General features: G+C 32.4%; 16 protein-coding genes. 6 read left to right on the top strand and 10 right to left on the bottom strand.

Going from position 1 to position 22,080, the window contains the following annotated elements:
• The 4 genes from MV589_RS07570 to MV589_RS07555 form a co-directional block, all read left to right on the top strand.
• The coding region (locus MV589_RS07570; protein WP_297433516.1) for a TolC family protein at positions 1–1,331 on the top strand (1,331 nt) is incomplete at its 5' end.
• A gap of 1 nt (position 1,332) precedes the next feature.
• Positions 1,333–2,121: an efflux RND transporter periplasmic adaptor subunit gene (locus MV589_RS07565; protein WP_297433514.1), complete on the top strand. Its 789-nt coding sequence runs from the start codon at positions 1,333–1,335 to the stop codon at positions 2,119–2,121.
• Positions 2,122–2,132: 11 nt separating this feature from the next.
• Positions 2,133–3,719 carry an efflux RND transporter permease subunit gene (locus MV589_RS07560; protein ID WP_297433512.1) on the top strand — a complete coding sequence of 529 codons (1,587 nt, stop codon included), beginning with the start codon at positions 2,133–2,135 and terminating at the stop codon, positions 3,717–3,719.
• Positions 3,719–5,434 carry an efflux RND transporter permease subunit gene (locus MV589_RS07555; protein ID WP_297433509.1) on the top strand — a complete coding sequence of 572 codons (1,716 nt, stop codon included), beginning with the start codon at positions 3,719–3,721 and terminating at the stop codon, positions 5,432–5,434. Before MV589_RS07560 ends, MV589_RS07555 begins: the two co-directional genes overlap by 1 nt.
• Before the next feature lie 243 nt (positions 5,435–5,677).
• Here the strand turns inward: MV589_RS07555 and serA are convergent, their stop codons facing one another.
• The 7 genes from serA to pheS form a co-directional block, all read right to left on the bottom strand.
• On the bottom strand, positions 5,678–7,264 hold the full coding sequence (gene serA / locus MV589_RS07550) for a phosphoglycerate dehydrogenase (protein ID WP_297433507.1): 1,587 nt from the start codon (positions 7,262–7,264) through the stop codon (positions 5,678–5,680).
• Positions 7,265–7,744: a hypothetical protein gene (locus MV589_RS07545; RefSeq protein WP_297433505.1), complete on the bottom strand. Its 480-nt coding sequence runs from the start codon at positions 7,742–7,744 to the stop codon at positions 7,265–7,267.
• A gap of 13 nt (positions 7,745–7,757) precedes the next feature.
• Positions 7,758–9,419 (bottom strand): 30S ribosomal protein S1, encoded by a 1,662-nt coding sequence (locus tag MV589_RS07540; protein WP_297433503.1) that lies wholly within the window; start codon positions 9,417–9,419, stop codon positions 7,758–7,760.
• A gap of 123 nt (positions 9,420–9,542) precedes the next feature.
• Positions 9,543–10,373 carry a 4-hydroxy-3-methylbut-2-enyl diphosphate reductase gene (locus MV589_RS07535; protein ID WP_297433500.1) on the bottom strand — a complete coding sequence of 277 codons (831 nt, stop codon included), beginning with the start codon at positions 10,371–10,373 and terminating at the stop codon, positions 9,543–9,545.
• Positions 10,374–10,504: 131 nt separating this feature from the next.
• Entirely contained in the window at positions 10,505–11,788 is a 1,284-nt protein-coding gene (gene aroA / locus MV589_RS07530; RefSeq protein WP_297433498.1) for a 3-phosphoshikimate 1-carboxyvinyltransferase, read from the bottom strand.
• Complete coding sequence (gene pheT / locus MV589_RS07525; protein ID WP_297433496.1) at positions 11,788–14,124, bottom strand: phenylalanine--tRNA ligase subunit beta; 2,337 nt, start codon at positions 14,122–14,124, stop codon at positions 11,788–11,790. The genes aroA and pheT overlap by 1 nt, the downstream gene beginning before the upstream one ends.
• A complete protein-coding gene (gene pheS / locus MV589_RS07520; RefSeq protein WP_297433494.1) occupies positions 14,121–15,113 on the bottom strand; it encodes a phenylalanine--tRNA ligase subunit alpha in 993 nt (330 codons plus the stop codon). The genes pheT and pheS overlap by 4 nt, the downstream gene beginning before the upstream one ends.
• 111 nt (positions 15,114–15,224) lie before the next feature.
• On the opposite strand from pheS, the gene MV589_RS07515 reads away from it, so the two are divergent.
• Both MV589_RS07515 and MV589_RS07510 read left to right on the top strand, forming a co-directional pair.
• Positions 15,225–15,581 (top strand): histidine triad nucleotide-binding protein, encoded by a 357-nt coding sequence (locus MV589_RS07515; RefSeq protein ID WP_297433492.1) that lies wholly within the window; start codon positions 15,225–15,227, stop codon positions 15,579–15,581.
• A 9-nt stretch (positions 15,582–15,590) separates the two neighbouring features.
• Complete coding sequence (locus tag MV589_RS07510; RefSeq protein WP_297433489.1) at positions 15,591–16,703, top strand: response regulator; 1,113 nt, start codon at positions 15,591–15,593, stop codon at positions 16,701–16,703.
• 12 nt (positions 16,704–16,715) lie between these two features.
• Here the strand turns inward: MV589_RS07510 and MV589_RS07505 are convergent, their stop codons facing one another.
• Genes MV589_RS07505 through MV589_RS07495 form a run of 3 tightly spaced genes read right to left on the bottom strand, consistent with a single transcriptional unit; the run spans position 16,716 to position 22,080 of the window.
• Entirely contained in the window at positions 16,716–17,759 is a 1,044-nt protein-coding gene (locus MV589_RS07505) for an HD domain-containing phosphohydrolase (RefSeq protein ID WP_297433487.1), read from the bottom strand.
• A complete protein-coding gene (locus MV589_RS07500) occupies positions 17,749–21,612 on the bottom strand; it encodes an FIST N-terminal domain-containing protein (RefSeq protein WP_297433486.1) in 3,864 nt (1,287 codons plus the stop codon). The genes MV589_RS07505 and MV589_RS07500 overlap by 11 nt, the downstream gene beginning before the upstream one ends.
• A 3-nt stretch (positions 21,613–21,615) precedes the next feature.
• On the bottom strand, positions 21,616–22,080 hold the full coding sequence (locus MV589_RS07495) for an OsmC family protein (RefSeq protein WP_297433484.1): 465 nt from the start codon (positions 22,078–22,080) through the stop codon (positions 21,616–21,618).

The following is a 22,080-nucleotide window of genomic DNA, read 5'->3' as shown; positions in this document are numbered from 1 at the left end:
AATACAGGCTCACCAATGATGATTTAACAAGTACAGAAAATGGCCTTTCTCTTGATGAAGCCTTAGAGATACTCAAGTCACAGAACTTGGAAATAAAAGCGGCAAAAATAGACGTAGAAGCTGCAAAGGCAAATGAAGGTACAGCGGCGGGAATGAACTGGGGGAAACTTACATTTCAACAAGATGTAGCTCGTTCAAACGATGCCCTCAATGTTTTTGGATTTAAGCTTACTTCACGAGAGGCAACATTTGGGGACTTTGGATTTAGTGAATTTGATGGTACTAACCCAAATATTTTATCTGTAGCTCCAAAAGATTTAAACTATCCAGGATATAGAAACCTCTTTCAAAGTAAACTAAAATACGAACTGCCTCTCTTTACAGGCTTTGCAATTTCAAGCTATAAAGACATTATGAAAGAGATGTCTAAAATGAAAAAGCTTGAAAAAGATAAAATCGTCAATGAAAAGATATACCAACTAAGAAAAAGCTACTACGATGTAGCACTACTCGACACATCTATAGCCCACTTAAATATAGTAATGAATAATATTAATATTTTAGAGAACACTACAAAAACAATGATAGAAGTCGGGTATGCAAAAAAAGTTGACCTTTTAGAAGTACAAGCAAAAAAAGGAAATGTTACAAGACTTTTAGTACAAATGAAGGCAAATAAAGAACTACTTTTACAATACATCAGCTTTTTACTCAATAAAAAAGTAACTGAAATTAAGACACCTAAAACAGATGTTCCAATGCCTGTTTATACAGATGCCCAAATTTTAAAAACTAACTTAGACATTAAAAAAGCGACAACAGGTCTTGCAATAAGAAAATCAATGCAAGGCGCAGCAGAGGGTGCATTTTATCCCACTGTTGGTGCATTTGGAGAAGTTTCAACTGCAGACAATACTTTCTTAGGTAATGCAAGTGATCATAAAGCCTATACAATAGGTGCAAGACTTACATGGAACCTTTTTAATGGTGGAACTGATAACTCTAAACTAGAAAAAGCAAAACTAGATCGCCTCAAAATGAGTTCTCAAGTAGAGCTAGCAAAAGAAGGTATAGCACTTAAACTTGCAAAAATAAGAACAAAAATAAAAAGTATAAATGTTGAAATAGCTTCACTTGAAAAAGAGCTTGCACTGGCAAACGCAATTTATGAAAACTACGAATACAGATATAAAGAAAAACTTGTCTCTATGAGTGATGTCATTATCAAACAATCTCTTCAAATAGAGAAAATTTTACAACTACAACAAGCAAAAAACAAACGCACAGAAGCAGTTTTTGCTTTAGAAAAATTAGCAAACGGAGAAAACTAGAATGAAAAAACTACTAATACTACTGGCACTGAGTGCTTCACTTATCGCAGAGACACTAACTCTTTCTGGAACAGTTATTTCTGATAACAAAAAGATGATTACGAGTCGCTTTATGGGCTTTGTAACACGAGTAAACGTTTCAGAAGGTGATTCTGTTAAAAGAGGGCAACTTCTTTACAGTATTGATTCAAAAGAGATAGATGCAGCAAAATCACAAGTAGAACTTGCAATTTCTCAAGCGCAACTCTCTCTGCAAATGTATCAAAACCAATTTACAAATGTAAAATTGAATCTTGAGCGAAATAAAAGACTACTTGCTAAAGATATGGTTTCTAGATATGAAGTAGAGAATCTTGCACTTGCGGCTAAGAACCTTCGTGATTTAGTTGCAATTTCTCAGAAACAAGTTCAACAAGCAAAAGAGAGATTAAAAGAGGTAAAAAATCAATATAAATACCTAAATGTTACTGCTCCAAATAAGGGTGTTGTAATCAAAGTTAATGTTCGCGTAGGTGAGATGGCAATGCCAGGTATGCCAGCTGTTATTCTTTCTGATCTAAGTGATTTAAAGGTATTAGTTGAAGTTGCAGAAAGTGATTTGAATACAATTAAACCTGGTAAAAAAGTTATTATAAATATTCCATCGCAACATATCAAAGAGATTGGAAAAGTCACTGCAATTATTCCAAATTCAAATCCAATGACACATACATTTAAAGTAAAAATATCTTTTAAATCACACCATCATTCTGTGTATCCAGGTATGTATGCAACAGTATCTATAAACTAAGGAAAGTAAATATGAAACATCATAAAATTTATGAACCTGGTGACTCGGCAGGAAAACTAGCCAAGACCTTTCTCCGAAATCCTTTAACAATCGTTTTAGGAATATTTTTATTGGTACTTGGATACCTCTCTCTTGAAATTATGCCTCGAGAAGAGAATCCTCAAATGGTTGTCAGTGGATCAACTGTTATTGTTGCCCTTCCTGGTGCAAGTGCAAAAGAGGTAGAAAAAATCATTGTACAACCTTTGGAGAGAAAACTTAAAGAGATTAAAGGGGTTGAACATATTTATGGTACTGCTATGGATAATGTTGGTGTAGTAAACGCAGCATTTTTTATTGGTCAAAAGAAAGAAGCTTCTAACCTAAAAGTTTATGACAAAATTATGCAAAATTCAGATATGTTTCCTAAGGGAGCTAGAAATCCTATTATCAAACCACTAGATATTGATATTGATATTCCTATCTTGAGTGTTGCATTTTATTCTAATGGAATGCTAAATCAAACAGAACTTTATGACAAAGTAAAAAAGATTCAACAAAAAATAAATGCTCTTGACAATGTTGCCGTAACAGCCATAAAAGGTGGACATAAACATCAATTTAACATAGAAGTTGACCTCAATAAACTCTCTGGATACAACCTTTCTATGGGACAAATTATGCAAGCTGTTCAAGCACTGGCATATAATGTACCAGCAGTAAAGAATAGAACAAAAGATAATAAGATAGTTATGGTTGGGGTTGAAAATGCTATTGAAAGTGCAAAAGACGTTGGAAACATTATAGTAGCACAGTATATGGGTTCTCCAATATATCTCAAACAAGTGGCAAAAATTAAAGACTCTTATGATATTCAAAACTTCAAATCAGCACTCATTGCAAAAAGAGAGGGCAAAAATAAATTTTCAAAATTTGACAAGCAAGTTACATTAACAGTATCAAAACTGCAAGGTACAAATGCAGTAAATATTGCTAATGAAGTCGAAAAAAATCTTGAACAATATAAAGATCTTTTAAAGAAAAATGGCATTAACTATGTCATTACTAGAAATGATGGAGTAAGAGCTGATGATGCCGTAAATGAACTTGTTATGCATCTTGTTCTCTCAATTGTAATTATCGCTATTTTACTTATTTTTGTACTTGGATGGAGAGAATCAATTATTGTTACTTTTACTGTTCCGGCTATTTTAGCAGTCACTCTTTTTATAGCATATTTAAGTGGGCAGACAATCAATAGAATTACGCTCTTTGCATTTTTACTTGCACTTGGACTACTAGTAGATGCAGCTATTATTGTTATCGAAAACATTCATAGACATTACCATTCTGTTGAATCAGCACATCTTAGTGATGATGAGCTTATGATTAAGGCAACAGATGAAATTGGTGCACCAACAAATATTGCTACTTTAGCAATCATTATGACAATGGTTCCTATGGCATTTGTTGGAGGAATGATGGGTCAATTTATGAAACCAATTCCGGAGAATGTACCTGTAGCACTTATTGCTTCACTTTTTATCGCCTATATTTTTACCCCTTACCTAGCAGTAAGAATACTCAAACGTCCCGACCTTACTAAAGGAGAACATTAATGTTTAAAAAATTTGAAAACCTTGTGCGTGAGGGCATACAGAGCAAGGCAAAAAGAAGACTTATTCTTTTTGGTACGCTTGTTGCCTTTATAGTATCTATCCTTATGATTGCTCCAACAGAAATAGTAAAAGTAAAAATGCTCCCTGGTAAAAACAACGATACATTCAACATTTATGTAACACTTGCTAATGGAGACTCTGTTGAGCAGACAAAAAAAGTTACTGAGTGTGTTAGCCGTTATGTAGTGCAAGAAAAAGAAGTTCTTAATACAGAAGTGTTTTTAGGGATGGGCTCACCACTTGATTTTGCTGGTCTTATTAAGGGAAGCCAATTTAAGAATTCTGAAAATGTAGCGGAGATTGTTTTAAATCTTACGAAAAAACATGAAAGAGAAGAACCTTCATATATGATGGTTCAAAGAATGCGTCCTGTCATTCAAAATGCATGTGAAAAGCTCTATCCAAATACACATATTTCATTTGTAGAACCACCAGCAGGTCCTCCAACTCTTTCAGCTATCGTTGCAGAAATTTATGGTGACAATGCACAAGGCATAAGAAAATTAGCAGGAAAAGTTGAAAAAGTTTTTAAATCTACAAAAGGTCTCGTAGATATTGATACTATGGAAGATGAGATATACTCTACTTTTGATTTAAAAATTAATACAACAAAAGCATCAAAATCTGGAATTTCTGTAAAACAGCTCAACAATATTATTTATCTTGCCTTTGAAGGTATGGATGTAGCTGTAAAAAATTCAGCAAAATACAATGAGCAGATTCCTCTATTTTTAACACTCTCACCGACGTCAAAAAGATTTACTAGAAAAGATTTAAACTCAGTAAGAGCAAAATTAACATCTCTCAAACTTATGAATAAAAGAGGTATGATGATTCCTGTTACAGAACTTGTAACAATCATTCCAACAAAATCTCATCCTAAAATAATGAGTAAAGATTTACATCAAATGACTAATGTTATGGCAGAAACTGATATGGTTTCGCAAGTCTATCCACTCATTCAAGCAAGAGATAAAATCTTAAAAACTTTTACTAGTGAATATGATATTACTAAAACAGGTCTTTTTGATTTATCATTAAAAGATAAAAAAACAGGTGATGCATATAAACTAAAATGGGATGGAGAGATGAAAGTAACTCTTGATACATTTAGAGATCTAGGTGCTGCATTTATTGCTGCGTTAATACTTATATTCTTACTTATGGTTATCTACTATAAAAGCTATACTTTAAGCGGTATCATCCTGCTTGGTTCATTTTTATCTATAATTGGTGTAATTTTTGGTCACTGGATAATGAATCTCTTTACAACAGATACATTTTTTCTAACAGCCACATCACTAATTGGTTTTATTGCCCTTATTGGTATTAGTTCTCGTAACTCATTACTACTTATTGACTTTACAAAATCTCTTATGGATGAAAAAGGTATGCATAAAGCAGAAGCTATCGCTTACGCAAGTGCAACACGCGCAAAACCTATTTTCTTAACTGCAGTTGCAATTATGCTAGCTTCAACACTACTTGCTAGTGATGCTGTATTTGGTGGGCTAGGCGTTGCCTTAATTTTTGGAACCATTGTAGCTGTTATATCTTCACTAGTTGTTGTTCCTGTACTATTATATATGATAGATTTAGAAACTCACTTTCACTTTCATGAGAAAAAAGCTGTATCGGTAGAAGAGCCTGTTTAGGTCTCTTCTATCTAGATTTACAGATAGTATATTCTGTAAATCTAACTCCTAATACTTTTTCCCTCTCCTACTTTTTTCATCTACTCTTTTTACAAAAAACTAATATTACATCCACAAGAACTCACTACGTTTAGATAGATGATATAACACTGCGTTTAAGATAAATGGATAAGGAAAAAAGAGGTAAAAAGAGGAAAATACAGACCTTAAAAAAAGGTCTGTGTAAAAAAGTTTGGAAAGATTCTAGAAACGTGCGTAATTAACGCTGTTACAAGCCTCTAGTGCTGCTAATTCACTAAGAGCAGTATCATTTACTGCATTATCAACAAGAATGACAGCAAGAGCTTCTTTGCTCTCATTTCTAGCTAATGAAAAATCTGCAATATTTACATTATGGTTTGCAAGAATAGTTCCTACACTCCCAATTACACCGGGAACATCACTATTTTTAAAGAGAATCATATCACCTTTAAGTGCTACTTCATTATCAAAGCCATCAATAGAAACAACACGTTGCAAGCCATCTTCTAAAATTGTAGCAGAAATAGATGTTGTACCCTCATTTGTAGTAAGTTTTATAGTAATAAGATTTTTATAAACCTCAGAATCTCCAAGATTTACGCTCTCTACTTCAATACCGCTCTCTTTTGCAATAAAGTCCGCATTTACATAGTTAATTGATTCATTAGAGTGACTCATAGCACCAACAGTTACAAATGTTGCAAGAGAATCAACATACTTTCCTATTTCTCCCTGCCCTTTCACTTTAATAGAAACAATTTTAGACTTGTTTATTTGAGATTCTAAAAATCCTATTTTTTGTCCCATTTCTAAAAATGGTTTTACAAATGCAGGTATTTTAGACTCATCAATTGGTAAATTCATTGCGTTTGGATATGCAATTCCTTTTGCAGCAGCAATTGCATTTCCTGCTGCTTGTGTACCAATGTTGTATTGAGATTCATAAGTATTCGCTCCAAGGTGAGGAGAGACAACAATGTTATCTAAATCAAGAAGTTTGTTATTAATAGCAGGCTCTTTTCCAAAAACATCAATTCCAGCAAAACGAATTTTTCCAGATTTTAGACCATCATAAAGTGCGTCTTCATTATACAAATCACCTCTTGCACAGTTTACTAAAACAACACCATCTTTCATTTTAGCAATCTCTTCTTTATCTATAATTCCAATTGTCTCTTTATTTTTAGGAGTATGAATTGTAATTACATCACATGCTAAAATATCATCGAAATTTTTTGTATATGTCATATCAAGATCAGTAACTTTTGAAGGATTAATATATGGGTCAAACGCAACAATATCCATTTCAAATGCTTTTGCACGTTTTGCAACACGAGAACCGATATTACCAAATCCAATAATACCAAGTTTTTTGCCCTTGAGCTCATAACCATACCACTTCTCACGCTTCCAAATTCTTTGATTTTTTAAATGATCATGAGAGTATGGAAACATACGCATACATGAAAGCATATGTGTCATAGTAAGCTCAACTGCAGCAATTGTGTTTGCCGTAGGTACATTCATAACAATAATACCTTTTTTAGAACACTCAGGAATATTTACATTATCTACACCAACACCTGCACGAACAATAGCTTTCATATTTGTTGCATGTTCTATAAAAAAGTCATCAACATCTGTTGAACTTCTTGTAATTGCCACATCAGCAGTTGGAATAATTTTTTCAACTAACTCTTTTTTATCTACATCTGCTGCCATAACAAAGTTAATGTTTTCATCATTTTCAAGCATATCTAAACCTGCTTGATGTATATGGTCACAAACTACTACAGTATATTTTTGCATTTAATAATCCTCTTTATAGTGCTCAATTCGAGCATTTATTTTGTAATCTTTTAGTACTTTTACTAAATCATTTAATTTATTAACATTTTGCGAATAAATAAGTAAATATACACCTAGTTTATCTTTTTTTAAAAAATATTTCAACTTATATCGTGCCAGTTCTTCTTTTAAACAAAACAGTTGGTACGGATCTTGAATATTTGCAGATAGTTTATAGGTAATAGTTTTAGTTATTTTTTCATCTAAATCCATTTTAAGATAGATTTCGTTTACAGGATAAGAATAACCCAATTTTTTAGTTTTAGAAAAATGGTTTAGCCAACTTTTTTCTATTTTTTCTTGTTTTACTTTGTCTTGAAATCCAAGAGGCTCATTATCTGAAAGAACCGTTTGTGAGTTGATTGAAATCAAAAAGTAAGTTAGAAAAATGGCGACACCTATTGCAACAATAGGAGCAAGCCATTTTATCAACTTTTGCATTAAAATAAATTACTTATTTATTCAATTTATCTTTAATTAAATCACCTAAAGAGTGTGATTCGTTATCATTTATTTCTTCAAGCATCGCTTGATTTTTAATGTAGTCCAATTTTTTAACAGATAAACGGATACGGTCACGGCGAGTGTCAATGTTTGCAATTGCAGCTTCTATCTCTTGACCTATTTCTAATTCTTCTTTATTTAATGGAGTTAAATCTTCATCACGGATCAGTGCATCAACACCATCTTCAAGTGAAACAAATACACCAAAATCTTTAATATCACGAATAGTTCCAGTTACTACATCATTTACTTTATGAGTAGTAGCAAATTTATCTATTGGTGATTCAAGTAAAGTTTTGCGGTTCAATGAGATTTTTTGATCTTCTGCATTGATTTTAGCAATTTTAACTTCAACTTCCTCTCCAGATTTTAATACTTCTCTTGCCTTTGTATTTTTATCCCAAGAGATGTCTTGATTATGTAAAAGACCTTCAACACCATCAATACGAACAAAAGCACCAAAATCAGTTAAAGAAGTAACAGTACCAGTTACAACATCACCTTCTCTATAGTTTTTCAAGAACTCATCAAATGGTTTTGGAAGTAATCTTTTTAAAGATACGCGAAGTTTATGAGTTTTTGAATTAATTTCAATAACTTCAACATCAATCTCTTGACCTACTTCTAAGTAATCTCCTGGATTTTTTACATTTTTATTCCAAGTAATTTCAGAAATATGTAAGAAACCTTCAATATCATTTCCAAGATCAACAAATGCACCATACGCTTCTACATTAGAGACAGTTACAGTAATTGTATCTCCTTCATCAAGTTCTGATTCAACTTCAGCCCATGGGTCTGGTTGTACAGCTTTAATAGAAAGAGATAAGTGACGTTTATCTTTATCATAAGAGATAGCTTTTACAGTTACTACATCACCTTCATTATAAAGTTTAGACGGATTAACCGGCCCTTTATAAGAGATTTCATTATAGTGAACAAGACCATCAACACCACCAACATCTACAAACATTCCGTAGCTAGTGATTTTTTTGATAACACCTTCAACAATAACATCTTCTGCCATAAGTTGATCGATGATCTCTTTTTTCTTTTTACGTTCTTCGTTAAAAAGTTTACGACGAGAAAGAATAATTGAGTTTTCTTCTGGATCAATTTTAATAACTTGTGCTTTGATTTTACGACCAACTACATCGTCTGTATCTTTAAACGCAGCTAATGAACGAGGCATGAAAAATGAAACTGTATCAGCTTCTACTACATAACCACCACGATTTTTCTTAGTAATAATACCTTCAACCACTAAATCTTCAAAATCATCTTTGTTTGCATCAATAAACTCAATAGTTTTTTCTTGCTCTAAAACTTTTTTGTGTGAAATTTTAGGACGCTCATTGTAGTATCCCATAACTAGCACTTTGATTTTATCACCAGTAGTAAACTTAAGTTCACCATTTTCATCACGGATTTCATCAAGGCTTAAAATACCTTCAAGTTTATCACCTACACCTACCAATGCTCTATTGTCATCAGCTTGTATCTCTACTATCTCACCTTCTACTGTGCGACTTTTTTCCTGTTGTTTTTCACTTGCAGCAAACATCTCTGCAAAATTTTCTTCTTCTTCAAATGATTCGTTATCGAACGCCATTACCTATCCTCTGTTACATAAAAATTGTCGTGATTATATCTAATATTTAATTATATTGGTATTAAATTGAAAGAGAAATATGAAAAAAAGCTGAAAAAGGGGGAATAGTATTGTGTGAGAGAACTACACAATACTATTTTTTATACTATTTATAACGTTTTGAATAATCCAATCAGGAGTAGAAGCACCGGCACTTATACCACAAAGTGCTTTATTTTTGAACCATTCACTCTCTATCTCCGTCTCATCTTCAATATGATAACTCTCACTACAGTTCTCTTTTGAAATGCTAAAAAGCTGTTTGGTATTTGATGAATTTTTTCCACCAATAACAATCATAACGTCTGCTTTTTTGGCAAGCTTACGAATGGCTTCTTGATTTTCAAAAGTTGCATTACATATAGTATTAAATATTCTCACCTCTTTATGTCTAGGAATAAGATAATTTGCTATAGACATATAATCTTCTACTTTTCGTGTTGTTTGTGCGATGAGCGCCACACGTTCATGAAGTTTAATATCTTTTACATCATCAACAGAACTAACAACAATTGCACCGTGCGTTGCATAAGATTTTACTCCCTTAATCTCTGGATGTTTTTCATCTCCAAAAATTACTACACTGTAGCCTTTTTCACTCATCTCCTGAGCAATCTCTTGTGGTTTTGTCACAAAAGGACAAGTTGCATCAACTACATCTACGCCGCTGCTTTTAAGAGCTGCCAACTCCTCTTTAACTATTCCATGTGTACGAACAATGGCTTTATCACCAGACTTAAAGGTAGTGAAATCTTCTACAAGTCCAACTTTAAAATCTTTATCAAGTCTCTGTATCTCTTTAGAGTTATGAATAAGTGGTCCATAAGTCGCTGCGTTTGTATTCTCTTCTGCTATTTTAATAGCACGCTTCACACCAAAACAAAATCCATAATTTTCTGCAAGTTCAATTTTCACGATATCTGTCTCCTTCACAAAGGAAGTAATTCCTTTGTAAATTCCTCTCACTTCTGGCCTAAAGGACGATGCAGAAAATAACTAAATTATTTTCTGTAAAGCTACACCTAACGGTGAGAGAAATTTTTCACTTAATTTTTAAATTTTACATAGGTGAGTTGTTGTAACAACTCAAAAAAGTTTGGAAAAGAGGTATTTATACACTCTAAATCACTCACTTCCATACCACATCGCAAGCCTGCAATAATAAAACTCATAGCTATTCGATGGTCACCATCACTATCTACAGTCGCTTTACTTAAAGTACCACCACTAATTTTATATCCATCTTCATACTCATCTACCTCAATAGAACAAGCACGTAAACCCATAACTACAGTTGAGATTCTATCACTCTCTTTTACTCGTAACTCTTTTGCATTTTTTACTATACTTTCACCATCTGCACAAGCCATGGCAATACTTAGTGCAGGAAGTTCATCAATAAGCCATGAAATATTATTTTCTACTACAATTGCATGCAGAGGTGCATATTTTACATAAATGTTACCAACTGGTTCATATTTATTGTCACTAAGCTCATAGCTAATATTTGCACCCATTCTCTCTAATGCTTTAAAGGCTTCAATACGAGTAGGATTGAGTGTAACACCCTCTAAAACAACATCAGAATCAGGAGTAATAGCAGCAGCAACAGCAAAGAAGAATGCAGATGAAGGATCAGCTGGAACTCTAATTTTCAAAGGGGAAAGTAACTTTTTAAGAGGTTCTATGGTAGTTGTAAGACCTTCAACTTCAAGTGTAGCACCCATACCTTGAAGCATTCTCTCAGTATGGTCACGAGAGAGTTCAGGCTCATGGTATTGACAGACACCATCTGCGTTTAAGGCAGCAAGAATCATACAAGATTTTACTTGTGCAGAAGCTATTTTACTCTCATACTTAAATGCTTTTAACGATGCACCACGAATAGAAATTGGTGCAAGATTTCCATCTTCTCGTCCATCAATTTTTGCACCAATACTTCTAAGAGGTTCAGTAACTCGCCTCATAGGACGACGACGAAGATATTTATCACCAGTAAGCACAAAGTGTCCATCTGCCGAACTTAAGAGACCACAAAAGAGACGAATACCTGTTCCTGAATTACCACAATCTAAAATTTCAAAAGGTTCTTTTATTCCATCTGATGTAATTTTAATGATTTTGCCATCATCTTCAACTTTTGTACCAAGATTTTTTACAATTTCTAAAGAGTTAAGCGTATCTTCTGCGCGTAAAAAATTCTCTATTTCGCTCACACCATCTGCAAGCATTGCAAACATTACACTTCTATGTGATATAGATTTATCTGATGCTATATTAGCAATTTTTACAGAAAATTTCTTTGCAGGTGATACAACTACACTTTTCATTATCTTAAACCAATTCCAAGTTCTTTATTTAACTCTTCTAAAATTTTATCCATTACGGCTGTAATATCTTCTTCTTCAAGTGTTTTTTCATACGATTGTAGCACAAAACGCAGACTAAGACTCATAGTATCTCCAAGTGTCTCATCTGTATATCTATCTACAGGATAAAAACGGATAAGATTTGGGATTTCACTTGCTTGAATTAAATTTTTTACTTTTTCGTACGACATATCTTTTGGCATCAAAAGGCTCAAATCTCTAAAAGATGCTTGATATTTTGATGTTTTTTTCGCAATTTTCAAGCCATAAGATAGTTTAGAAAAATCTAATTCACATAAAAATGTACTTTGTAAGCCATACTCTTTTTCTACTTCAGGATGCACACGGAACAACTCTCCAAGTACCACACCATTTTGCAACACTTGTGCTGTTTGATATGTGTGTGAGAGGTTATGCATAGTTTTATACTCTTTTAATTCTACATCACCAACAACATCTGCTATTTTTTGCGTAAAGTATGCAAAATCAACTTCTGCAGGTTTACCACCATTTGTTAGACTTTCATGCTCTTTATTACCACTCATTAAAAAGGCTGCGTTTAAAGACTCTTCTCGTAAAGGAGTAAACACAGAACCTATTTCAAAAAGAGAGACAGCAGCATATCCATTTTTTACATTTTGTGATGCTGCTTTAAGCAGACCAGTTAGTAATGTTGGACGCAAGGTATCAAGTGTTTGAACAATAGGATTAAGAAGTTCTAACTCCTCTTTTGTAGTTGCAAAACCATACTTTTGTAAAACCTTTTTCTCATCAAAAATAAAGTGTACGGATTCAAAAAAGCCACTTTGTGCTCCACGATGTCTATAAATAGAACGCTTTTTATACTCAAAGTAGTTATCTTCAAGTCTATTTTCTTCTTCAAGTAAAAATGGTTTAGAGGGAATATTATCAATACCAACCATACGAACAATCTCTTCAACAATATCCTGTTTATTTACAATGTCATGTCTAAATTGCGGTACATGAATAACAAAAACATCTGTAGAAGATTTTGATGTATCAAAACCAAGATTTTTCATAATTTTTGTTACAACAGATTTATCAATATTTGCACCAATTATTGCATCAATCTCTTGTTTTGTCACTTTTACAATTTTTTCTTTAAAAGAGTAAAGATGTTCAATGCTCCCACCATAAGTAGTAGAAGATGAACAACTCTCAATTAGATCAACACAATAAGAGAGACCACCTTCTAATTCAGGTTCGCTTCCTCTTGATGTTCTGTAAAACATTGCATCAGCTTCTACTTTATTATCTGCCATTTTTTTAGAGATAACATCTGGTGGAATATAACTCGCTTCTAAGAAAAGTGTACTATTTTCATTTTTTACTTTAGAATCATCACTTTGATTCACACCGATTATGGAAGCAATTTTATTTGCAGATGATTTAATACAAGCAAATGCTTTTGCATCTTCACCTACAGTAAGTTTTGCCACGCTCTCTTTATCGGATGTAAAGAAGTCTCGTGCATAGGCTCTTAAAATCACACCTGTACTTTGCGTAACATAATAAAGAAGAGACTCTACATCTGTATCTCTTTTCTCCTCAATCTGCGCTAATCTTAAGGCTATGACCATAGGAAGAGTAAGCTCTTTTAAATCAAGTGCTTTGTATCTTAAATTTACACATAAAGAGTTTTCATGAGTAAGCGCTAAAATCCTACCTACCCCTCTTTTTTCATCATTGTCTGTTACTACATACTCTTTTATAGGTCTGTCAAACGCAGCGCTCAAATCACGCGCAACACCACGAATACTAAGACAGTCTCCTCTATTTGCGGTCAATTCAATCTCTATTAAATCATCATTTAAAATAGTGTTTTCACTTACTTCTTGACCTAGCTCGTACTTACCAATACTTGAATCAAGTTCCATAATACCTTTGCCAAGATCAGGAAGTCCTATCTCACCTGCAGAACATATCATACCATCAGATGCAATGCCACGAAGTTTTACCGGCTTAATAGCAAGACCCGAAGGCATAACTGCACCAACAGTTGCTACTACTACATCTAAACCAGCTCTTACATTTGCAGCACCACAAACAATTTGTCGAACACCTGAGCCAACATCTACTTTACAAACATTCAGTTTATCGGCATCAGGATGTTTTTCACACTCTAAAACTCTACCAAAAACAATCTTTTTTGGTACTCTATACTCATGCACTCTATCAACTTCCAAGCCGATGGAATTAAATGTCTTTGCAATATCTTCAGTTGAGATACCACTTAAATCAATCCACTCATTTAACCAACTTCTTGTAACTATCATTGAAACTGCTCCAGTAATTTAATATCGCCCTCAAAGAGTGAACGAAGATCTCCAATTTGATGAATAAGCATAGCAAAACGCTCAACACCCAAACCAAATGCGTATCCGCTTACATTTTTGTATTTTACCGCTTCAAAAACGTTAGGATCAACTATACCGCATCCCAAAACTTCAAGCCAACCAGTGTGAGAGCACACTCTACACCCCTCACCTTTACAAAATACACAAGAGATGTCAACTTCAGCAGAAGGCTCTGTAAATGGGAAGAATGATGGACGAAAGCGTACATCTACATCACCGAACATATACTTCAAAAAATCTTCTAAAATAAATTTCAAGTTTGCAAAAGAGACTGTTCCCTCTTTATCAACCAAAAGACCTTCAACTTGATGAAACATCGGAGTATGTGTCAAATCATAATCACGACGAAAGACTGCACCAGGTGCTATCATACGAATAGGCGGTTTGTTCTCAAGCATCGTTCTAATTTGAACAGGAGAAGTGTGTGTACGTAAAAGCATCTCATCTTTAAAGTAAAATGTATCTTGCATATCACGCGCTGGATGGTATTTTGGAAGATTAAGTGCTTCAAAGTTATGAAAATCATCTTCTACAATATTTCCAGTTTTGACACTAAAATTCATAGATGAAAAATACTCAACAATTCTATCCATAGTCTCCATTACAGGATGTAAGGCACCTGCTGCACTCTTCGTTGAAAACATAGAAACATCTATTGCCTCTGCTTTCATTGCCTCTTGAAGTGCCTGCGTTTGCAGTACAATTTTCTTTGCAGAAAACTCATTCATCAAGTTTTGCTTGTGTGCATTCAACTCTTTGGCGAATGCTCCTTTTTGTTCATTTGGAACATCTTTCATTTTTGCGAACTGTGCTGCTAAAACACCTTTCTTTCCAAACAAAGCAATGCGTATCTCTTCTAAAGCATCAACAGAATCTGTTTCATTTATTTTATCGTACCACTCTTTCAATTGAGAGTCTCCATAAGTGTAAAATTTTAATTGGATTATAGCGAAATTAATTTATATGTAGCTTCATTAAGGTTTTGGTATGATATAATAAAATAAAAAGAAGGAAAGAGAATGTGTCTATTTTGTAAAATAGTAAACAAAGAGATAAATGCCAATATTGAACTAGAAAATGAAAACTTTTTAGCTTTTCACGATATAAATCCAAAAGCGCCTACACACCTTTTGGCAATTCCAAAAATTCATGTAGATAGCTTTAATGAAGTAAGTCCAGAGACAATGGCAGGAATGACTGAATTTATTCAGGAACTTGTTAAGCAAGTTGGCATTGATAAAAGTGGATACAGAGTGATAACAAATGTAGGAGATAACGGTGGACAAGAGGTAAAACATTTGCATTTTCACGTTTTAGGTGGAGCAAAATTAACATGGGGACACTTTAGTGATGCAGATCCTAAGGACTTCTTATAAGGATTTTTCATGTTTCAATGTCTAGAAACTACAACTGATACAGGAAAAAACAATTTTAAAATTCTCATTGTTGAAGATTCTCGTGTTATAAATAATACTGTAGCAAAACATCTTCAAGAAGAAGGGTATGAATGTTTTCAGAGTTATAATTTGGCAGATGCAAAAGAGATTTTAAATAAACATGACATGACTTTAATCATTTTGGATTTACATCTTCCAGATGGAGATGGAGAGGAGCTTATTTTTGAACTTCAAAAATCTGAAAAAGAGACAAAAATTGTTATTTTCACATCAGATAATGATCTCTCCAGAAGAGATGAACTCTTTAGACTTGGAATTTTAGATTATGTTATAAAAGGTAAAAATGCAAAAATCATTCTCAAAGATATTTTAAATATTATCTATAACATAAAGATTAATCCAAACTATACAATTTTAATTGTAGATGATTCAGTAGTCATAAGAAGAATGATTAAAAAAATTCTCTCTCCTTCAGGATACAGACTACTTGAAGCAAAAAATGGAGAAGAAACATTCGAAATAATTCAATCACAAAAAATAGACTTGATACTACTCGATATGGAAATGCCCGAAATGAATGGTCTTGAAATTTTAAAAAACATAAAACAAGATGAAAATAATTTTCATCTTCCTATCTTTATTATATCTAGTAACCTAGATATAGAGATAATGCGAAATGCATATAAACAAGGCGCTCTTGATTACTTTAAAAAACCATTTTCACCTGAAGAACTCAAACTTAAAATTGAACAGGTTATGCAACAAAATCAAAATAAGCGAGATCTTCAATGCACAATTGAAGCATCAAACAGCTGTAAACAATTTCTCAATAAATTTTATGCGAACGCTATTTTTTATGCAAACTCAAGAAAAAAATGGAGTGATTCTAAATTCATAGAAATTTTTGGTGAAAGTTCCAATAATCTTATTCAAACATTTGATAAAGTAGACAAGGAGATTATAACAGATATAATTATAGCAATGAAGGAACATAAAGCCTATAAAAATAGCATCTTATATAATAATAAAAAATATTTACTCAAACTTTTTCCATTAAAAGAAAATGAATTCCTTATTTCACTAGAAAATTTGAAAAATTAATAAGAAAAGTACTTATACTTCTTCTTGGAACTCCATATAAATTTTTTTTACCTCTTCTTGTGCATCGACAAAAATATCCACAAGCTGTGGATCGAAATATTCATTTTTTTCTTCAATAAGTAGATTCAATGCATTTTCAAAGGTCCAAGCTTTTTTATAAGGTCTTTGAGAAGTCAATGCATCAAAGACATCTGCAATAGCAACAATCCTACCAAATAATGGAATATTCTCAGCTTGCAATCCCTCAGGATAGCCTTGCCCATTATACTTTTCATGATGCGTTAGTGCAATAACTCTACCTGCTTTTATATACTCATTGTTTTTTGAAGATAAGATACCTGCCCCTATTTTAGAATGCTCTTTCATCTTCTCAAATTCATCTTTTGTTAATTTTCCAGGTTTCAGTAAAATACTATCAGGAATTCCTATTTTACCAATATCATGTAAAGGAGCAGCATAAAACAAAATGTTTTGCTCCTCTTCATCAAGTCCATATTTTTTAGCTATAAGTTTAGAGTAGTATGCCACCCTTGCAATATGGCTTGCGGTTTCAGGATCTTTATACTCTGCTGCATTAGAAAGAACTTCTAAAATTTCTTCTTCACTCTCTTTTAATGCATCAGTTGTCTCTTCAACTTTTTGCTGTAAAATTTTATTAAAATCTTTATTTATTACCAAAGAAAATGCCAGCTCTAATATATTTTTCAAACGTAATTTAAATGTAATAGGAAATATCGGTTTTAGCAAAAACTCGGTCACACCACTTTGCAAAGCATATTCCATCATTTCAGTATCATTATTTGCCGTTATCATAATACTTACCATGTCTGGATGAAGAGCTTTCATTTTTTGAAGGAGCTCAATTCCATCCATTTTTGGCATATTATAATCAGTAATTAAAGCATCTACATTATTCTCTTTTGCATATTCTAGTGCTTTAGAAGGTTCCAAAAAAGTTTTATAATTAATATACCCCTCTTGTTTTATCAGTTCTTCTAATAAAATCAGATTTAACGTCTCATCATCAACAATTACTATACTTACATTATGAAACATTTTTTAATTCTCTTTGTAATGATTTTAAATATTTCTGCATTATATCAAAAATTTTATCATAATTAATCGTTTCACCCTTTTTAACTTTTTCTTCTATTTCTTGCATCAAAGATGCAATAGTGTCAATTCTCATTGTAGAAGATGAACCTTTTATTTTATGTACAAGATTTAAAATCATCTGATTGTCTCTACTTTGGACAGCCTTTTGTAAATCTATAAAAGATAGATCAAGACTAGAGTAGAAACTATGTAGTAATGTAATCGCCATCTCAGGTGCAACACCTAAATTTTGTGTAATATTTTCAACCATATCATCCAAACAAATATTTTTTTCTATCTCTTCATTTGGTTTAAAATTTTCAACTATTCTGTTTTGTGCAAATTTTTGTAATATCTCTTCGAGTTTACCGATTTCAATTGGTTTAGAAAGATAATCATCCATTCCAGCTGCTAAAAATCGTTCGCGATCTCCTTCAAGGGCATTTGCAGTCAAAGCAATAATAGGAATATGTTTAGAGAGTTTTTTTCTTATTATTTTTGTTGCTTCCAATCCATTGAGAATAGGCATATTAACATCCATAAGAACCATATCGAAATCATTATGAAAAACTTTTGCAACCGCTTCGTCTCCATTTTTTGCAAAGGTAATACGAATATTTTTATATTGTTCAAAAATAGTTTCCATCAGAATTCGATTCATCTCATAATCTTCAGCAATTAATATATTTAAAGCAATACTATTATGTTCAATTTGTTTTTTCTCAATATTTTTATTTTTTAATTTTCTAAATAAAAAATTATATAAGTTTGATGCTAACGACTCATCTATAATTAAATCAACACATTCTATAGAATAATCAAATAGTTTTTTCTCAGATAAACAAATAATTTGATCTTTTGGAAATTCTTTTAAAAATAAGAACTCTTTAATATTTTCAAAAGCTATTACAATACTTTTAGTTCCTAAGACAAAAGTGTCGGCTAGCTCTTTTGGAACTATTTCATATACAACTCCAAATGAAGATAAAATATCACCAACCCTTTGTAATAATATTTCATCATCATCCTCTAGTATAACAACTTTCCATTGTTGCATAAGTTCTTTTAATTCAATTAATGAATTACATCTCTTAAATTCCAAATCAAAATAAAAAACAGATCCCTCTTTCTCCTTCGATTTTACACAAAGTTCAGCTCCCATAGCTTTTACAAAACTATTACTAATACTTAATCCTAATCCCGTTCCACCAAACTCTCTTGTCGTAGAAGAGTCAGCTTGTGAAAAAGGTTCAAATATTGTCTTCTGTTTTGATTGAGGAATCCCAATACCAGTATCTTTAACTTCAAATCGTATAAATTGTGATTCTTCATTCGTATTTAAAACATGTGTCTCCAGACTCACACTACCATCTTCAGGGGTAAATTTAATTGCATTAGAAAGTAAATTTGTTAAAACTTGTCTTAAGCGAGTAGGATCTGTATAGATACATTCAAACATATTCGTATCTAGTTTTTTTACATAATCAAGATTTTTTTTCTCGGCAACAGCACGTAAAAGTTCAAAAGTTGCATCTAATTCATGATAGGGATTAATCTCTAAATTTTCAAGTTCTATTTTTTGTCCAGAAATTTTTGAAAAATCTAATATATCATTTATAATACCCAAAAGAGTTTGCGTGGAGCCTTTTATAATATCTACATATTTTTCTTGAGATTCATTCATAGGCGTTTTTTCAAGAAGCTCTGTAAAACCTATTATGCCATTCATTGGTGTTCTTATTTCATGAGACATATTTGCCAAGAACATTGCTTGTGCTGCTTCAGCTTTTTGTGCTTTTTGTTTTGCTTGCTCTATCTCTGTAATATCATGAAAAGTACTTACAACATATGCGGTATCTTCATCATACATAATTTCCTTTGATTTTACATGATAAATTCTTTCATTTCCATTTTTATCAATCATAGCAGCTAAATGTGTTATAAAAGGTTCATGTAAAATTGGATCATACCATCTTTGAGATGCATCTAATTTCTTTTGAAGATAATTCTCCTTCTCAATAAATAGTTCACAAATACACCTATGCCAACTCTTAAATGTCTCCAAGTTTTCATAAGGAAATGTTCTAAAAAATGCTTCATTTATTTTGTCAATTTCATCATTTTTTGTAAGTATAATAATACTCTCTTCATTATCAAGAATAATATTTGTTAATGCATTTTGTTTTTCAATCTCTTTTTTACTCCCAACCAAAGAGCTAACATCTTCCCTTATTGCCAAATATTCTACAATTTTTCCATTTATATCATGCAAAGGAATAATAGAACTTTTCACATAATATAAATGCCCATCTTTAGTTCTATTTTCTAACTCTCCTTGCCAGATCTCTCCTTTTTGTATCGTTTGCCACATCTCTTTAAAAAGAGCGGCATCGCTATTTGGACTCCGAACAAGATTATGATTACGTCCTAATAATTCTTCACGCGAATAGCCACTTATTTTTACAAAGGCATCATTGACATAGGTAATAATACCTTTACTATCTGTTTTAGAAATAATAGAAACACTATCAATAGCTTCTAAAAGTTCATCGAGCCTCTTTTTAGATTTTTCCATATTTTGTTTTTCAAAATCTAAATTTTTTGTCACATAGTCAACGAGATTGAATAAACCTTTGTTTGTTAAAGTTTTTTGCTTATCATCTTTTAGTGATTTATTTGTATATCTGTTTTTAGATATGTTCTCTGTATCTTTTTCATATAAAAAAAGAAGTGTTGTTGTAATATTGAGCAAAGAAGGCTCTTTCAAACCTGAAAAAAATTCTCCAAAAGTAAAAAAACCACTTACAGGGGCAATCTTTTCATAATATTGAAAATTAGATTCAAGCTCTTTTCCCAAAAACTGTTTTCTTCCAGAACAAGAGTAGATAAATCCGGCCTGTATATCATGTTCTTTAGAGGCTATTAGTTGACTCATATTATGGTCATAAATAAGTTCTTTACTACCTACACCAAAACGAACTACATCGCCTTCATTAAGTTCTCCTGCATATATAACACTTCCATCTTCCATTATATTTATCATACTTCTGGCAATTGGAATGCTATCAACTTCTTTTATAAAAGGAAATTCTATTGTTGAAGCCGGCATATTCCTTACAATTTTACTCCCAAGAACTTCTCGATATAGCTCCTTGATAGGTTTATTATCTATTTCATAAACACGATTACCTACGGCTTTTGTAATTGTAAATTTTGGGCCAACAGCCCGCCATCCTAAATTATAAGCATTAAAAGCATATAACTCATCACCTTCTAATGAAATACCAACAGCAGCAGAACTAAGAACTTTTGTTTGATAAATACAAAATACAGAGTCAAATGTGAAAAGATCCCCACTCATACCACCAGATACAATAACACTATTTGTATTTAAAGTAGAAAAACCTCTAAGATATTCATCTCCATTGATGGTTAAGCCATCTACAAAGTTAATACAACATCTGCTCTTCTCATTTAAAAGTTTTGATGCCATTAAGACACCCATAGAGTATGCATCTTCGCCTTCAACATAACTTGCAACAATCTTTGTTTTTTCAAACACAGATATAGCAACAACACAGCTCTCTTCTTGCATTAAACCATCAATAATTTCACCTGCAGACGAGGATCCTATCAAAACAGCATTTGGCAAAACTTCACATATCTCAGATGCTATTTTTTGTACCTTATGTTTTTCACGAAACGACGTAAAAATTTGTACCAAAATTTTGTCATTTGCAAATACAATATCATTCTCATGAAGATAGTTTTTAAAAGATTCTTTTGAGGAGTAATTAATATTAAACTGTTTCATATTTTAACTACAACAAGCGTCAATTTCACCCAAATCAATGTTAGAGCCACCACCGCTGATAACTTGTTCATTTTCACGAACCAGTTTTCCATTATGTGTCACAGAGTAAGAGATCTCTGTTGTATCACGAATAGTATTAATAGTTGAACAGTATGTCTCAATAGAAGCTGCAACCCAACGAGCTGCTTGAACATCCTCTCCATCAGAGTTAAATTTGTAATCCAAAAAGAGCTTTGTAAATTTTCTCGGATGATCTTCCGCTCGGGTTGCATCACCTTCTACTTGCAAATCTGTTACAGTAAAACCTTGATTTTTCGGTAAAAGTACAATATCTGTTGCACTACAAGTGATGATGCCTGAGAGGAAATACTCTACAGGTGAGATAGTAGGACAATCAATAATAAAACTGCTTTTTGCACTTTTTACTTCAAATTTCATTGCCTCTTTGTGTGTTACTGTCATTTTCAT

The organism is Sulfurimonas sp., assembly GCF_026991475.1.
Classification (GTDB): Bacteria; Campylobacterota; Campylobacteria; order Campylobacterales; family Sulfurimonadaceae; genus Sulfurimonas.
The sequence above is the reverse complement of the archived record's forward strand: the minus strand, read 5'-3'. Positions and strand labels throughout refer to the sequence as shown.

Bases quoted from the DNA above. Each gene is read 5' to 3' on its own strand.
- MV589_RS07565 (WP_297433514.1), top strand. From the start codon at position 1,333: ATGAAAAAACTACTAATACTACTGGCACTGAGTGCTTCACTTATCGCA.
- MV589_RS07505 (WP_297433487.1), bottom strand. From the start codon at position 17,759: ATGTTTCATAATGTAAGTATAGTAATTGTTGATGATGAGACGTTAAAT.
- MV589_RS07540 (WP_297433503.1), bottom strand. From the start codon at position 9,419: ATGGCGTTCGATAACGAATCATTTGAAGAAGAAGAAAATTTTGCAGAG.
- MV589_RS07545 (WP_297433505.1), bottom strand. From the start codon at position 7,744: ATGCAAAAGTTGATAAAATGGCTTGCTCCTATTGTTGCAATAGGTGTC.
- MV589_RS07555 (WP_297433509.1), top strand. From the start codon at position 3,719: ATGTTTAAAAAATTTGAAAACCTTGTGCGTGAGGGCATACAGAGCAAG.
- MV589_RS07515 (WP_297433492.1), top strand. From the start codon at position 15,225: ATGTGTCTATTTTGTAAAATAGTAAACAAAGAGATAAATGCCAATATT.
- MV589_RS07500 (WP_297433486.1), bottom strand. From the start codon at position 21,612: ATGAAACAGTTTAATATTAATTACTCCTCAAAAGAATCTTTTAAAAAC.
- aroA (WP_297433498.1), bottom strand. From the start codon at position 11,788: ATGAAAAGTGTAGTTGTATCACCTGCAAAGAAATTTTCTGTAAAAATT.
- serA (WP_297433507.1), bottom strand. From the start codon at position 7,264: ATGCAAAAATATACTGTAGTAGTTTGTGACCATATACATCAAGCAGGT.
- MV589_RS07560 (WP_297433512.1), top strand. From the start codon at position 2,133: ATGAAACATCATAAAATTTATGAACCTGGTGACTCGGCAGGAAAACTA.
- pheT (WP_297433496.1), bottom strand. From the start codon at position 14,124: ATGATAGTTACAAGAAGTTGGTTAAATGAGTGGATTGATTTAAGTGGT.
- MV589_RS07510 (WP_297433489.1), top strand. From the start codon at position 15,591: ATGTTTCAATGTCTAGAAACTACAACTGATACAGGAAAAAACAATTTT.
- MV589_RS07495 (WP_297433484.1), bottom strand. From the start codon at position 22,080: ATGAAAATGACAGTAACACACAAAGAGGCAATGAAATTTGAAGTAAAA.